The following is a 13,558-nucleotide window of genomic DNA, read 5'->3' as shown; positions in this document are numbered from 1 at the left end:
CCAAGTCCCCTGGTTCAAACCCCCACCAGAACTCGACCCCCACCGAAAACCCCGCCGCAACCACTACTTCCGCTCACGACCCCAACACGAATAAACGGAACCCCGGCTGTCCCGCAGCGCCATCAGGCTGGCTATGATCAGACCATGCGCGCCCACCCATCAGCTGCAGACGTGACCGAATACCTGACCGAAGCCGTGGCATTGGCCCAGCGGAACGTCGCGGCCGGCGGCGGGCCGTTCGGCGCGCTAGTGGTAACAGCCGACGGCACCGTCCACGAAGGGGTCAACCGCGTCACCCGGGACAACGACCCCACCGCCCATGCCGAGGTGGTGGCGATACGCACCGCCGCCGCAGAGACCCGGAACTTTGATCTCAGCGGCGCTGTCCTGTACGCCAGCTGCGAGCCCTGCCCGCTGTGCCTCGCGGCGGCGCTCTGGGCGCGTGTCGACCGCGTGTACTTCGCCGCCGACCGGCACGGCGCAGCCGCCGCGGGATTTGACGACGCGCTCTTCTACGAATACTTCGGCGGCTCCCGGCCGGAACTGCTGCCTGTCAGCCACACCCCGGTTCCGACGTCGGGCAACCCGTTCGATGCCTGGCGCAACAACGCCGAACGCACCGACTACTGAAACCTCTTTCCGCGCTGGGCTACCTCCGGGGGAGCCTGCCCACGCCTTCGACCAGTTCCCTTTGGTCACCGCACAACGCAATCCGGATCCAGCCCTCGCCGATGGAGCCAAAGGCGGTGCCAGGAGCAAACGAGACGCCGGCCTCGGCGAGGAACCGTTTGACCCAGGCCCGGACGTTTCCGCCGCTCACGTGCGAGACGTCCGCCCACAGGTAGAACGCTCCCTGCGCGCTCAGGAAGGGAATGCCCTTCTCCGCCAAGACGGCCGACGCCGCGTCGCGGTTGGCACGGTAGTGCGCGTGGGCCTGCGACACATAGTCCTGCGGACCGGTCAACGCGGCGAGCGCCGCGTACTGGGACGGTGACGCCACGCAGGACACGATCGCCTCCATGACGTTGTTCATCCGCTGCTCCAGTCCGGGCGGGCACACCAGCGCTCCAATACGCAGACCGGTGAGCCCATACGTCTTGGACAGCGTCAGCGACGTGAACACGCGTGCTTCACCGGGGTCGGTGCTATCGAACCGGGCGGGACTCACGTGCGGGACGTCGTACGTGAAGGCCTCATAGCACTCATCCGAGATGATCCACAGGTCGTGGCGGCGGGCCAGTTCCACGAGTTCCCGGGTCAGGTCCTCCCGGAGAACGGCGCCCAGGGGGTTCGACGGCGAGTTGAGCATGAGCACGCGCGTCCGGTCCGTGATGAGCGCCTCGATATCCGCGATCCGGGGCTGGAAATCGTGCGCGGGGTAAAGGGGATACTGCACAGGGACGGCGTGCAGCAGCCGGCTGGTCATGGCAAACGTGGGATAGCCCGGATTGGGAATCAGGATTTCGTCGCCGGGTGCGAGCAGCAGGCTCATGGCGAAGTGCAGGCCCTGCTGGGCGCCGTCGACCACATATACGCGGTCCGCCCCGATGTCTACGCCGGACTGCTCCCGGAACCTGGCGGCGAAAGCCTCACGCAGCTGCGGGATCCCGGCGTTCGGAGTGTAGTTGGTCTCGTCACGGTCCAGGCACGCGATCCCGGCATCCAGGACATGGCGGGGGAGCGGGAACCCGGGCTCGCCGATGCTCAGGATCAGCGCCCCCGGGGTCCGCCACGCTGCCTCTGTGATTTCGCGGATCTGGTTGACGGGTACGTCGCGTATGTGCGCGGAAAGCTCGGGCATGACTGCCATCCTAGCGCCGGGCGTGCCCTGGCCCCCGACGCGGCCCAATACCCCCGCCGCGTCCCCGATATACTGATAGGCGTGCTTTCTGGACTGGTAATAGTGGACAAGCCGCAGGGATGGACCAGCCACGATGTGGTTGGACGGATGCGGCGGATCGCCGGTACCCGGAAAGTGGGCCACGCGGGAACGCTGGATCCCATGGCCACCGGCGTGCTGGTGCTCGGCATCAACAAGGCAACGCGGCTGCTCACGTATATCGTGGGCACGTCCAAGACCTACACGGCAACCATCCGGCTGGGGGAATCCACCATCACGGACGACGCAGAAGGCGAAGTTGTCAGCCGGGCGAGTGCCGCGTCCCTGACCGAGGACGCCATCCGCTCCGGCGTTGGATCCCTCACGGGGGAGATCCAACAGGTGCCGAGCAGCGTCAGTGCCATCAAGGTCAACGGTGAACGGTCCTACGCCCGCGTACGTTCCGGGGAAGATGTCCAGCTGGCTGCCCGGCCGGTCACCATCCACCGCTTCGACATTCACGGAATCCGCCGGGACCAGGCCGCCGGACACGACACGGAGGTGGTGGACGTCGACGTCACGGTGGAATGCTCCTCGGGCACCTACATCCGTGCCCTCGCCCGGGACCTCGGCAACTCGCTCGGCGTCGGCGGGCACCTGACCGCATTGCGGCGGACAAACGTCGGACCCTATTCGCTGGACCAGGCGCGCACCCTCGAACAGCTCGCCGAGGACCTCGAAATCCTGGAAATGTCGCAGGCGGCCAGGGCGCTCATGCCCAACCGGGAACTGAGCGCAGATGAAACCACCGAGATCTCCTTCGGCCGGCGCATCGCAGCCGGAACCGCGGCGGGCACACCGGGCGCCGCCACTGCAGAGAAGCCCGCAGCCGCGTTCGCGCCAGACGGGTCGCTTGTGGCGCTGCTCGCGGACAGCGGAAGCTTCGCCAAACCAGTGCTGGTTTTCGCCCCGGGAACGGGCCCCGGCGGCTCCAACAGTCCCGGCGTTCCGAACGGTTCACGTGCCGGCGACGGCGGGCAGGTCTAGCGTTGGACGCATATTTCTATATCATCCTGGCTGTCGGCCTGCTGTCCACACTCGTCTGTGTGGCGGCGGGCATCATGAAGAAGGCCCCGAACGACATCACCATCCTTTCGGTGGCCGCCGTCGAACTGGCCCTACTGGTCTACCTGGTGGGTTCCATCGTGCGGGTCATCGCGGGGGAGCAGATCGCCGGGGAGGCCTGGGAATTCTGGGGCTACCTCGCCACCGCCCTCCTGCTGCCCGTTGCCGCCGTGTACTGGTCCATCCTGGAACGGACCCGCTGGAGCAACTTCGTCCTGGCAGCCGTCGGAGTCACCGCCCTCGTCATGGCTGCCCGCATGAATCAGATCTGGTACTGAAGTGGAAGAAGCACACAACGTGACTGATACGTCCGAACACACCGGCAAACGCCCCGCAGACACGAGGAACACCGGTCCCGGCCGGCTCCTCATCGCTGTGTATGCCATCTTTGCCATTTCGGCCACCGCACGGGCCGGCTACCAGATCCTCACCAAGTTCTCCGAGGCGCCGCTGGCCTACCTGCTCTCCGCCTTCGCCGCCGTCGTTTACGTCGTGGCCACGGTGTCATTGGCCAAGGCCGGCCGCACCTGGTTCAAGGTGTCCCTGGTCGCCGTCCTGGTGGAACTGGTCGGCGTCATTATCGTGGGGGCGCTGAGCCTGTTCGACTCCGTGCAGTTCCCGCACGAAACCGTGTGGTCCGCGTTTGGCCGCGGCTACGCCTTCGTTCCGCTGATCCTGCCGATCCTGGGCCTCATCTGGCTCTACCGGCGGCGGCCGGCAGCCCCGGCTGCCTAGGGTTCAGATCTAGCGATCCAGGGGTCAGATCTAGCGATTCTCGTCGGGCAGGTCCACCTCGATCAGCTCACCGGGCGTCACAGACCGGTGCGCCGGTGGCACTGAGTCAGTTGTATCCGGTGCCGGGCCGGATTGCGCAGGTGGATCCTGGTCCTGCTCTGTCCGCGGAGCCTGCTGCGGTTGCGGGCTGCCGCCAAGAATGCCGCCGAGGATATCGCCAAGGCCCCCTGAACCCACCCCGCCGGAACCAAAGCCACCCAGGATTCCCCCGAGGATGCTTCCCAGGTCAATTCCGCCGGCTCCGGCCGGGGACTCCTGTGCGCCGGATCCCTGCACGCCGGAATCCCGTCCGCCGAGGACCTTTTTGGCCAGATAGGACATGACGATCGGGGCGAGGATCGGCAGCAGCCGGCGGACGAGGTCTCCGCCGACACCGCCGAGGTTCGCTGTTCCGGCAAGACGGCTGGCCACTTGGTCCTGCTGGCCACCGAAGACATGGCCAACGATTTTTTCGCCGTCCCGGGTGTCCACCTGCGACGGGTCAACGTCGCCGTCGGCCAGTCCGTTCCGGTGCCTGGCCAGTTCGGCTTCCAGTGCCGCGGCGCCATCCGGCGCCTGGACGTTGCCCTGCATTCCGGCAAGCAGCGTGGGCACGGCGGCCTCGACGGCGGCCTGCGCGGACGCCGTGTCCGTCCCCAGCAGGGACGCAATCCGTTGGACCGGGATCTGTCCCAGCAGCTCCTGGACATCACTCATGACGTGGCTCCTTCCGGCCCGCTCGTCCCGCAGGCGATCCGTGGTCAAAACGCGAATGAAACTCAGACAGCCCAAGGCAGCACTGCCCGGCCGCTGCCTCTGCATCCTAGCCGGGCGTGCGTGCAGGCGGTAGGCCGCCCGGCCGTCAGTGACAGTCAGGGATTGCAGGTAACCTTAGAGAGTTCCGGCCCTGGCGCGCCGGGAGCAAGTTCAGTCAGGCAGTAAAAGGCGAGGTTGATGGTCCACATCTGGAATGACCCGACCGAGGTCCCCGAAGACTTTGGTCCTTCCGTTGTCACTATCGGCAATTTCGACGGCGTACACCGCGGCCACCAACAGGTGCTGTCCCAGCTCATCAGGACTGCGCGGCTGAACAGCGCCAAGTCGGTTGCCGTGACGTTCGACCCCCACCCGGCCCTGGTACACCGGCCGGAAAGCGCGCCCGAACTGATTATGGGCCTGCACGACAAACTCCAGGCGCTGGGCGAGCTCGGGCTGGACGCCATCCTGGTCATGAAGTACTCCCTGGAGCTCGCCAGCCTTACCCCTGAAGAGTTCGTCGGCTCGGTCCTCGTGGACAGCCTTCACGCCAGCCACGTGGTGATCGGCCACGACACCCGCTTCGGCAAGGGCAACTCCGGCGACCTGAACACCATGCAGGAGCTGGGGGAGAGGTTCGGCTTTGAAGTCCTGATCATCAGCGAGTTCGGCTCCGAAGGTTTCCCGCTGCATGACGACGGCGGGACGGACCGCCGCTGTTCCTCCACTTGGGTGCGCGAAGCGCTGCGGGAGGGTGACGTCGGCACCGCCGCCGCTGTCCTGGGCCGCGCACACCGGATGCGGGGTGAGGTGGTCCACGGCGCCGCGCGCGGCCGGGATCTCGGTTTCCCCACCGCCAACCTCTCCAGTGATGCGAGCGGCCTGATCCCTGCCGACGGCATCTATGCGGGCTGGCTCGTGGACGAGGCCGGGACGCGCTGGCCGGCCGCGATCTCCGTTGGCTCCAACCCCACTTTCGACGGCGTGAGCCGACAGGTGGAGGCGCACGTCATCGACAGGCCTGAGGAGCGCATTGAGGACTTCGATCTGTACGGCCAGACAGTAGTCGTGGAGTTCGTGACCAGGCTGCGTGGCATGGTGGCATACCGTGGGCCTGAAGCCCTCGTGGAGCAGATGCGCCAGGACGTCCTGCAGACGCACGACATCCTGCTCAAGCGCTGACCCGCGCGCTCCACACGGGACTGCACCATGCAGTCCTGCACCACACAGTATTGGCAAGGAAGGCGACGCTGTGACCGTAGAGAAGAACACCAGGAAACTGGACAAGGGGATTGTGCGCGATTTCAGTTCCCGCATGAGTTATGCGTCCTACCTTCAGCTGCCCACACTGCTCAGCGCCCAGCAGCCCGTCAGCGTCCCGGAACACCATGACGAACTGCTGTTCATCATCCAGCACCAGACCACGGAGCTGTGGCTCAAGCTGGTCCTTCACGAACTCCGTACTGCCGCTGAGAAGCTGCGTTCGGATGACCTCGGCTCGGCCCTGAAGGGCATCGCGCGGGTCAAGCACATTCAGAAAACCCTCACCGAACAGTGGTCGGTCCTGGCCACGCTGACCCCCACCGAGTACGCGGAATTCCGCGGCTTCCTGGGTAATTCGTCCGGATTCCAGTCCAGCCAGTACCGCGCCGTGGAGTTCGTGCTGGGCAACAAGAACAGGAAGATGCTTCCCGTCTTCGAATCCGATCCCGAAGCGCACGCCCTGCTGACCGAAGTCCTGCACGCACCGAGCATCTATGACGAATTCCTCGCCTACCTCCACCGCCAGGGCTTCGACGTTCCCGAGGCGGTGCTGAACAGGGATGTGACCCGGGCACATGAGTTTGAGCCTGGACTGGTGCCCCTGTTCAAGCACATCTACGAGCACGCCGCCCAGAACTGGGGTGCATACGAGGCATGTGAGGAGCTTGTTGACCTGGAAGATAACTTCCAGTTGTGGCGGTTCCGGCACCTGCGCACGGTGCAGCGCACCATCGGCATGAAAACAGGCACCGGCGGTTCCACCGGGGCCGCGTTCCTGCAGAAGGCCCTTGAGCTGACGTTCTTTCCGGAGCTGTTCGCCGTCCGTACGGAGATCGGACAGTGACCACGCAGGCAGCAGACGCCCTGCTACAAAAGGCCACACGCCTCGACGCCGACGATCCCCTGGCCAGGTACCGCGGACTGTTCGTCGGCGCGGTCACAGAGCTGTCCTACCTCGACGGCAACTCCCTGGGCCGCCCGCTCAAGCGGACCGCCGGAGACATAACCACCTTCATCCAGGAGGGCTGGGGCGGGCGTCTGATCAGAGGCTGGGACGAGGAATGGCTGGACATGCCCCAGGCCATCGGCGACCAGCTGGGGCGTGCGGTGCTGGGCGCCGCCGCGGGCCAGACCATCATCGCCGACTCCACCACCGTGGTGCTGTACAAGCTGATCCGGGCAGCGCTGGCCGCCGTCGGGGATCCGGCGCGGACAGAGATCGTGGTGGACACGGACAACTTTCCCACCGACCGGTACCTCGTCGAAGGCATCGCCAGGGAGGAGGGACTGACCCTGCGCTGGATCGAGGCGGATCCCGCCTCGGGTGTCCACCTCGAACAGGTGAGGCAGGCCCTGGGGCCGGCCACCGCCGTCGTCCTCCTCAGCCACGTGGCCTACCGCTCGGGGCACCTCGCGGACTTGCCGGCCATTACCGCTGCAGTGCACGACGCCGGTGGGCTGGTGGTCTGGGACCTGTGCCATTCCGCCGGGTCCGTGGAGCTGCAGCTGGACGAGTGGAACGTGGACTTTGCCGCGGGCTGCACCTACAAGTACCTGAACGGCGGCCCGGGTTCGCCCGCCTTTGCCTACGTCAATGACCGGCACCTGTCCGGACTCGCGCAGCCCATCTGGGGATGGATGGGCCGGAAGGACGCCTTCGAGATGGGGCCCGGCTACGAACCGGCCGCCGGCATCCGCGGTTTCCTGAGCGGCACGCCGGCCATCTTCGGGATGATCGCCATGCGCGGCACGCTTGACCTGATCGAAGAAGTCAGCATGGCCGCCATCCGGCAAAAGTCGCGGCAGCTCACCGCGTACGCGCTGGAACTGCACGATGCCTGGCTCGCGCCAGCCGGGGTGATGCTTGCTACACCCCGGGATCCGGACCGCCGCGGAGGCCACATCACCGTTGACCATCCCGCCTTCCGTGAGGTGACGGCCGCGCTCTGGGAAAGGGACGTCATCCCGGACTTCCGCGCTCCGCAGGGCATCAGGATCGGACTTTCGCCGCTGAGCACCGGCTTTGCCGAACTCCACCGCGGCATGGCAGCCATCCGGGACCTGCTTCCGGGGGTATGACCAGCCCTGTTGCCGTTTCGACAAGATTGCAATACGGCCGGTAAACTAAACGGTGGATCCGGCTGCAGTCCGTGGTTGCTGGATCCTGTCTTGTGCGGAATGTTCTTCGGACCTCCGCGCCGGCACCCCCGGCAGTGAATTACTGACTCGGGCCTCACGGCACATCTCTAGGAGTTATTGTGGCACTTGACGCCGCCGTAAAGCAGTCCATCATCAAGGAATACGCAACGTCCGAGGGCGACACCGGTTCGCCGGAGGTCCAGATTGCGGTTCTGACTCAGCGGATCAAGGATCTGACTGAGCACATGAAGGAGCACAAGCACGACTTCCACACCCAGCGCGGTCTGCTGGCCATGGTTGGTCGCCGCAAGCGCATGCTGACCTACCTGAAGAACACCGACATCGCCCGCTACCGTTCGCTCATCGAGCGCCTCGGCCTGCGCCGCTAGTCTGGTTTTGAGGCGGCCCTTTCCTGCCGGAACGGGCCGCCTCGTCAGTACATAAAAACTAAACAGGAGGATCAACCGCATCACGCATTCGCGGTCCTCGGTAGTGATCCCCGGGAAGCTTCGCTGACTGAAGCCGGCCCGTGGGTCTCGATCGATGACCGGGTGCAGGGCCAGTAGACAGATGCTGGGCTGGGTTGATGCGGCTGGACTTCCGTTACATATGAAACGGAGGTGACTCTCTTGGAGGGTCCCGAAATCCAGTTCTCAGAAGCAGTTATTGACAATGGCCGCTTTGGCAAGCGTGTAATCCGCTTCGAAACCGGCCGTCTTGCCAAGCAGGCGGCCGGCGCAGCCATGGTGTACATCGACGAAGACACCGCGCTGCTCTCCGCCACCACCGCCGGCAAGCACCCGCGTGAAGGCTTCGACTTCTTCCCGCTGACCGTGGACGTCGAAGAGCGCATGTACGCCGCCGGCCGCATCCCGGGCTCGTTCTTCCGCCGTGAAGGCCGCCCGTCCACCGAAGCGATCCTGGCCTGCCGCCTGATGGACCGCCCGCTGCGCCCCGCGTTCGTCAAGGGCCTGCGCAACGAGGTCCAGATTGTCGTCACCGTTCTGGCGATCAACCCGGACGAGCTTTACGACGTCGTGGCCATCAACGCTTCCTCGATGTCCACCCAGCTCTCCGGCCTGCCGTTCTCCGGCCCGATCGGCGGCGTCCGCGTTGCCCTCGTCGCCGACGAGCAGGGTTCGCAGTGGGTTGCCTTCCCGAAGCACTCCCAGCTCGAGAACTCAGTGTTCAACATGGTCGTTGCCGGCCGCGTTGCCGGTGACGACGTCGCCATCATGATGGTCGAGGCCGAAGCCACGGACAACTCCTGGAACCTCATCAAGGAACAGGGCGCCACCGCCCCCACCGAAGAGGTTGTTTCCGAGGGCCTGGAGGCTGCAAAGCCGTTCATCAAGGCTCTCTGCGAAGCCCAGCAGGACCTGGCAGCCCGCGCCGCCAAGCCCACCGTCGAGTTCCCCGTCTTCCTGGACTACCAGGACGATGTGTACGCCGCCGTCGAGTCTGCTGCGGCGGAGAAGCTCACCGCTGTCTTCCAGATCGCCGACAAGCAGGACCGCGACAACGCAGCCGACGAGCTGAAGGACGAGGTTGTTGGCTCCCTCGCCGACCAGTTCGAAGGCCGCGAGAAGGAGCTGTCCGCAGCCTTCCGCTCCGTGACCAAGCACGTTGTCCGCCAGCGTATCCTCAAGGACCAGATCCGCATCGACGGCCGCGGCCTGACGGACATCCGCCAGCTCACCGCCGAGGTCGAGGTCCTGCCCCGCGTTCACGGCTCTGCCATCTTCGAACGTGGCGAAACCCAGATCATGGGTGTCACCACGCTGAACATGCTCAAGATGGAACAGCAGATCGACTCGCTGTCGCCGGTAACGCGCAAGCGCTACATGCACAACTACAACTTCCCGCCGTACTCCACCGGTGAGACCGGCCGCGTCGGATCCCCGAAGCGCCGCGAAATCGGCCACGGTGCCCTGGCCGAGCGCGCGCTCGTGCCGGTGCTGCCGTCCCGCGAGGAGTTCCCGTACGCCATCCGCCAGGTGTCCGAAGCCCTTGGCTCCAACGGCTCCACCTCCATGGGCTCGGTCTGCGCCTCGACGCTGTCCATGCTCAACGCCGGTGTTCCGCTGAAGGCCGCCGTCGCCGGCATCGCCATGGGCCTGGTCTCCGACCAGGTGGACGGTCAGACCCGCTACGCAGCACTGACGGACATCCTTGGCGCCGAAGATGCCTTCGGTGACATGGACTTCAAGGTTGCCGGTACGTCCGAGTTCGTCACGGCCATCCAGCTGGACACCAAGCTCGACGGCATCCCGGCATCCGTGCTGGCAGCAGCGCTGAAGCAGGCCCGCGAGGCCCGCCTCCACATCCTCGAGGTCATCAACGCCGCGATCGACACCCCGGATGAGCTCTCCGAGTTCGCTCCGCGCGTCATCGCCGTCAAGATCCCCGTGGACAAGATCGGTGAGGTCATCGGCCCCAAGGGCAAGATGATCAACCAGATCCAGGAGGACACCGGCGCGGACATCTCCATCGAGGACGACGGCACCGTGTACATCGGCGCCACCAACGGCCCGTCCGCCGACGCCGCACGCTCCGCGATCAACGCCATCGCCAACCCGCAGGTTCCGGAAATCGGCGAGCGCTACCTGGGTACGGTCGTCAAGACCACCACCTTCGGTGCATTCGTCTCCCTGACCCCGGGCAAGGACGGCCTGCTGCACATCTCCGAGCTGCGCAAGCTCGCCAGCGGCAAGCGCGTGGACAACGTCGAGGACGTCGTCTCCGTGGGCCAGAAGATCCAGGTCGAGATCACCAAGATCGACGACCGCGGAAAGCTGTCCCTGTCTCCCGTTGTGGCTGAAGAGGAAGGCGCCGGCGAGGCCGACCGCGTTCACGCTGCGGCTCCGGCAGAAGGCTCGGACGCGTCCGAGTAGTTCCGGGCTCCGGCAGCTGAGTGCTGCCGGATCCCATAGGGCGGGGCCGTTGGTTGTACCACCGGCCCCGCTCCGTTTAACCCCCACCCAACCCCCGCTTGCGGCGGCAAAACAGCCCACGTCAGAGCCACGCCGTCGGCGGGCCCGCTGGTACGATTGCAGGCAGATTTGGCTCCGCTTCCCGAAAGGCCTTGATGACTGTCGTACCCCTGCCGCTGGAGCAGAACCACCCCGGCGACACCCTGATCCACGGAGCCGACGGCGGTTCGGAAGTCCGCCGTTCGGTCCTCCCGGGCGGGGTTCGCGTGCTGACTGAGGCCATGCCGGGGCAGCGTTCAGCCACCATCGGCTTTTGGGTGGGTGTGGGGTCACGCGACGAAGCGCCGGGGCAGCACGGATCGACGCACTTCCTTGAGCATTTGTTGTTCAAGGGCACCAAGAGGCGCACCGCCCTCGAGATCGCTTCCGCCTTTGACGAGGTGGGCGGCGAATCCAACGCCGCCACCGCGAAGGAGAGCACCTGCTACTTCGCCCGCGTGCTGGATACGGACCTGCCAATGGCCATTGACGTCATCGCCGATATGATCACCGGCGCCGTGCTGGATCCCGCGGAGATGGAGCAGGAACGGGACGTCATCCTCGAGGAAATCGCCATGGACAGCGACGACCCCACGGACGTGGCGCATGAACACTTCGTGGCCGCCGTGCTCGGCACCCATCCGCTGGGACGCCCCATTGGCGGCACTCCGGATGCGATCCGCGCAGTGGCGCGCGACTCCGTCTGGGACCATTACCGGCGCTACTACCGCCCGGACGAGCTTGTAATCACCGCCGCCGGCGGTTTGGAGCACGACGTCGTCTGCCGGCTTGTGGTGGATGCGCTCCACTCAGCCGGGTGGTCCCTTGAGGCCGGGGCGGCTCCCGTGGAGCGTCGCTCCACCGAGCGCGCAGAGATCACCGGCACCGCGGGACTGCACGTGGTCACCCGCCCGGTGGAACAGGCCAACATCATCATGGGCTGTCCCACCATCGTGGCCACCGATGAACGCCGCTATGTCATGAGCGTGCTGAACGCCGTGCTCGGCGGCGGGATGTCGTCACGGCTGTTCCAGGAGATCCGCGAGAAGCGCGGACTCGTGTACTCCACCTATTCCTTCGCCTCGTCCTACGCCGACGCCGGCTACTTCGGCATGTACGCCGGCTGCACGCCCACCAAGGTCCGCCAGGTCCTGGAACTCCTCGGCGCCGAACTCGACAGCCTCGCGGCCGGCGGTATTTCCGAGGACGAGCTCCGCAAGGCGGTGGGGCAGCTCTGCGGCGGGATCGTCCTGGCCTTGGAGGACACCGGCTCCCGTATGTCCCGGCTGGGCCGAGCCGAGTTGGTCTCCGGTGAATACCAGGACATCGACGAGACCCTGCGCCTCATTAAGGCCGTGACGGCGGAACAGGTCCAGGAGCTGGCCAGCGAGCTGGCCGCGGCGCCCCGAACCGTGACGGTGGTCGGCCCCTTCGACGAATCGGAAACCTTCGGGCTCTGAGTTCGGGGAGAGACAATGGACCAGCCGCAGCCGGGAACAGCGCACGAAGCGCTCGAGATCTTCGTTGGCCGCTGGCTGGGAACCACTGAACTGGCTGCCTCGCCGTGGGGTCCGGCTCGTACGGCCACCGCGGAGGTGACGTTTACCCGCGCGGCCGGAGGGTTCGCCGTCGTCCAGTCCTACCGCCACACCGAAGCCGACGGCACACACTTCGAAGGGCACGGGGTCTTCACAGTGGACCCGGACCACGACGAAACGCTCTGGTACTACGTCGACAGCATGGGCAAGCCCCCGGCGGCCCCAGCCCGTGGCGTCTGGCACGACTCCACCCTTACGGTGGAGCGGCACAGCGACCGCGGCACCGCCCGGCACACCTTCAGGGTGGACGACGGCGTGCTGACCCACACGGCGGAACTGCGGCTGGGGGAGGCCCAGGGCTTCCAGCCGTTCATGACCTCGATCTGCCACCGCGCCTAAAGCCGGTACCCGGCGCTCAGCCCACCAGTTCGATGACCCGTGTCTGCGGGGTGCCGGACAGGGCCGGTGCGACGTCGGGGGAGTTCCATACCTTTTCGCGCAGCTTGGCCAGGAAGTCCTCGGCCTGGTCACGTCGCTCGAAGTCCAGCTCCACCACGATGTACCGGTCGTCCTCTACCGGGCGGCCGATCCGGTGGGCTACGACGCCGGAGCCCGCCCGGTCCGCGGGGTCGCGGTCAAAGACCGCCTTCCACGATTCGAAGTCCTTGATGGCGTGCTCGATCTGCAGGGTGAACATTTCCGGTCTCCTTTGGCCAGCCTCTGCTCCATGCCTGGTGCGTTTCATTCCCCGCGCGGTCCGTTTCCAACGCGGTGAAATGGCGAGGTAGTGCCATGGTAGGTCCCGGCACCCGGCCTTACCACCCAACTCCCGCACCATCCAACCAGGTAGCAGCACAGGGCGTTCCCACGGCTGGGAAGGCCCTCTGCTGCGACCCAGTTGGGTTAGCCGCCGGCGAAGGGCGGCAGGACGTCCACCACGTCGCCGGCTGCCAGGACGGTGGTCCGGTCCCGGACGGCGACCTCGTTCAGCAGGAAGCTGCTGCGGGCCAGGATCCTGTCCAGCGGCGGCGTTCCGGCCGGAGGCCCAGGGCGCTCGACGTCGAGCACGGCGGCGAGGAGCGACTCCACCGTGGAGCCGGCGGGAAGTTCGAAGCGCTCTTCATCCACGCCTGCCGCGGCGCGTGCGGCAGCGAAGTATCGTACGTTCAAGG

At 66.1% G+C, this 13,558-nt stretch carries 15 protein-coding genes; 11 read left to right on the top strand and 4 right to left on the bottom strand.

Annotation, left to right across the window (positions count from 1 at the left end; genetic code table 11):
- The first annotated feature begins 144 nt into the window (after positions 1-144).
- Positions 145-630, top strand: coding sequence for a nucleoside deaminase (locus ARGLB_RS03215; RefSeq protein WP_003798826.1), 486 nt, complete (start codon positions 145-147; stop codon positions 628-630).
- A gap of 19 nt (positions 631-649) precedes the next feature.
- On the opposite strand, the gene ARGLB_RS03210 is transcribed toward ARGLB_RS03215, so the two are convergent.
- Entirely contained in the window at positions 650-1,801 is a 1,152-nt protein-coding gene (locus ARGLB_RS03210; RefSeq protein ID WP_003798824.1) for a pyridoxal phosphate-dependent aminotransferase, read from the bottom strand.
- Positions 1,802-1,882: 81 nt separating this feature from the next.
- Between ARGLB_RS03210 and truB the strand changes: the two genes are divergently transcribed.
- The 3 genes from truB to ARGLB_RS03195 are packed head-to-tail and all read left to right on the top strand — an operon-like array spanning position 1,883 to position 3,679.
- Positions 1,883-2,866, top strand: coding sequence for a tRNA pseudouridine(55) synthase TruB (truB, locus tag ARGLB_RS03205; protein ID WP_083839582.1), 984 nt, complete (start codon positions 1,883-1,885; stop codon positions 2,864-2,866).
- 2 nt (positions 2,867-2,868) lie between these two features.
- Positions 2,869-3,222: a hypothetical protein gene (locus tag ARGLB_RS03200; RefSeq protein WP_003798819.1), complete on the top strand. Its 354-nt coding sequence runs from the start codon at positions 2,869-2,871 to the stop codon at positions 3,220-3,222.
- Position 3,223: 1 nt separating this feature from the next.
- Entirely contained in the window at positions 3,224-3,679 is a 456-nt protein-coding gene (locus tag ARGLB_RS03195) for a hypothetical protein (RefSeq protein WP_043417784.1), read from the top strand.
- Positions 3,680-3,709: 30 nt separating this feature from the next.
- Here the strand turns inward: ARGLB_RS03195 and ARGLB_RS03190 are convergent, their stop codons facing one another.
- Complete coding sequence (locus ARGLB_RS03190) at positions 3,710-4,435, bottom strand: DUF937 domain-containing protein (protein WP_003798815.1); 726 nt, start codon at positions 4,433-4,435, stop codon at positions 3,710-3,712.
- 237 nt (positions 4,436-4,672) lie between these two features.
- Here ARGLB_RS03190 and ARGLB_RS03185 point away from each other — a divergent pair, with 237 nt between their 5' ends.
- From ARGLB_RS03185 to ARGLB_RS03155, 7 genes are all read left to right on the top strand, one after another.
- Complete coding sequence (locus ARGLB_RS03185; protein WP_003798813.1) at positions 4,673-5,656, top strand: bifunctional riboflavin kinase/FAD synthetase; 984 nt, start codon at positions 4,673-4,675, stop codon at positions 5,654-5,656.
- Between the two features lie 70 nt (positions 5,657-5,726).
- Positions 5,727-6,581, top strand: coding sequence for a tryptophan 2,3-dioxygenase (gene kynA / locus ARGLB_RS03180; protein WP_003798812.1), 855 nt, complete (start codon positions 5,727-5,729; stop codon positions 6,579-6,581).
- Positions 6,578-7,816: a kynureninase gene (gene kynU, locus ARGLB_RS03175; protein ID WP_003798810.1), complete on the top strand. Its 1,239-nt coding sequence runs from the start codon at positions 6,578-6,580 to the stop codon at positions 7,814-7,816. The genes kynA and kynU overlap by 4 nt, the downstream gene beginning before the upstream one ends.
- 179 nt (positions 7,817-7,995) lie before the next feature.
- Positions 7,996-8,265, top strand: a complete 270-nt coding sequence (gene rpsO / locus ARGLB_RS03170; protein WP_003798808.1) for a 30S ribosomal protein S15 — start codon at positions 7,996-7,998, stop codon at positions 8,263-8,265.
- 240 nt (positions 8,266-8,505) lie between these two features.
- Positions 8,506-10,770 carry a polyribonucleotide nucleotidyltransferase gene (locus ARGLB_RS03165; protein ID WP_003798807.1) on the top strand — a complete coding sequence of 755 codons (2,265 nt, stop codon included), beginning with the start codon at positions 8,506-8,508 and terminating at the stop codon, positions 10,768-10,770.
- Between the two features lie 194 nt (positions 10,771-10,964).
- Entirely contained in the window at positions 10,965-12,308 is a 1,344-nt protein-coding gene (locus tag ARGLB_RS03160; RefSeq protein WP_003798805.1) for a M16 family metallopeptidase, read from the top strand.
- A gap of 15 nt (positions 12,309-12,323) precedes the next feature.
- Entirely contained in the window at positions 12,324-12,785 is a 462-nt protein-coding gene (locus ARGLB_RS03155) for a DUF1579 family protein (RefSeq protein WP_003798803.1), read from the top strand.
- Between the two features lie 16 nt (positions 12,786-12,801).
- On the opposite strand, the gene ARGLB_RS03150 is transcribed toward ARGLB_RS03155, so the two are convergent.
- Positions 12,802-13,083, bottom strand: a complete 282-nt coding sequence (locus tag ARGLB_RS03150) for a hypothetical protein (RefSeq protein ID WP_003798800.1) — start codon at positions 13,081-13,083, stop codon at positions 12,802-12,804.
- A 206-nt stretch (positions 13,084-13,289) separates the two neighbouring features.
- Positions 13,290-13,556: a MoaD/ThiS family protein gene (locus ARGLB_RS03145; RefSeq protein WP_003798798.1), complete on the bottom strand. Its 267-nt coding sequence runs from the start codon at positions 13,554-13,556 to the stop codon at positions 13,290-13,292.
- Positions 13,557-13,558: the final 2 nt, after the last annotated feature.

The organism is Arthrobacter globiformis NBRC 12137 (assembly GCF_000238915.1).
GTDB classification, from domain to species: Bacteria; Actinomycetota; Actinomycetes; order Actinomycetales; family Micrococcaceae; genus Arthrobacter; species Arthrobacter globiformis.
The sequence above is the reverse complement of the archived record's forward strand: the minus strand, read 5'-3'. Positions and strand labels throughout refer to the sequence as shown.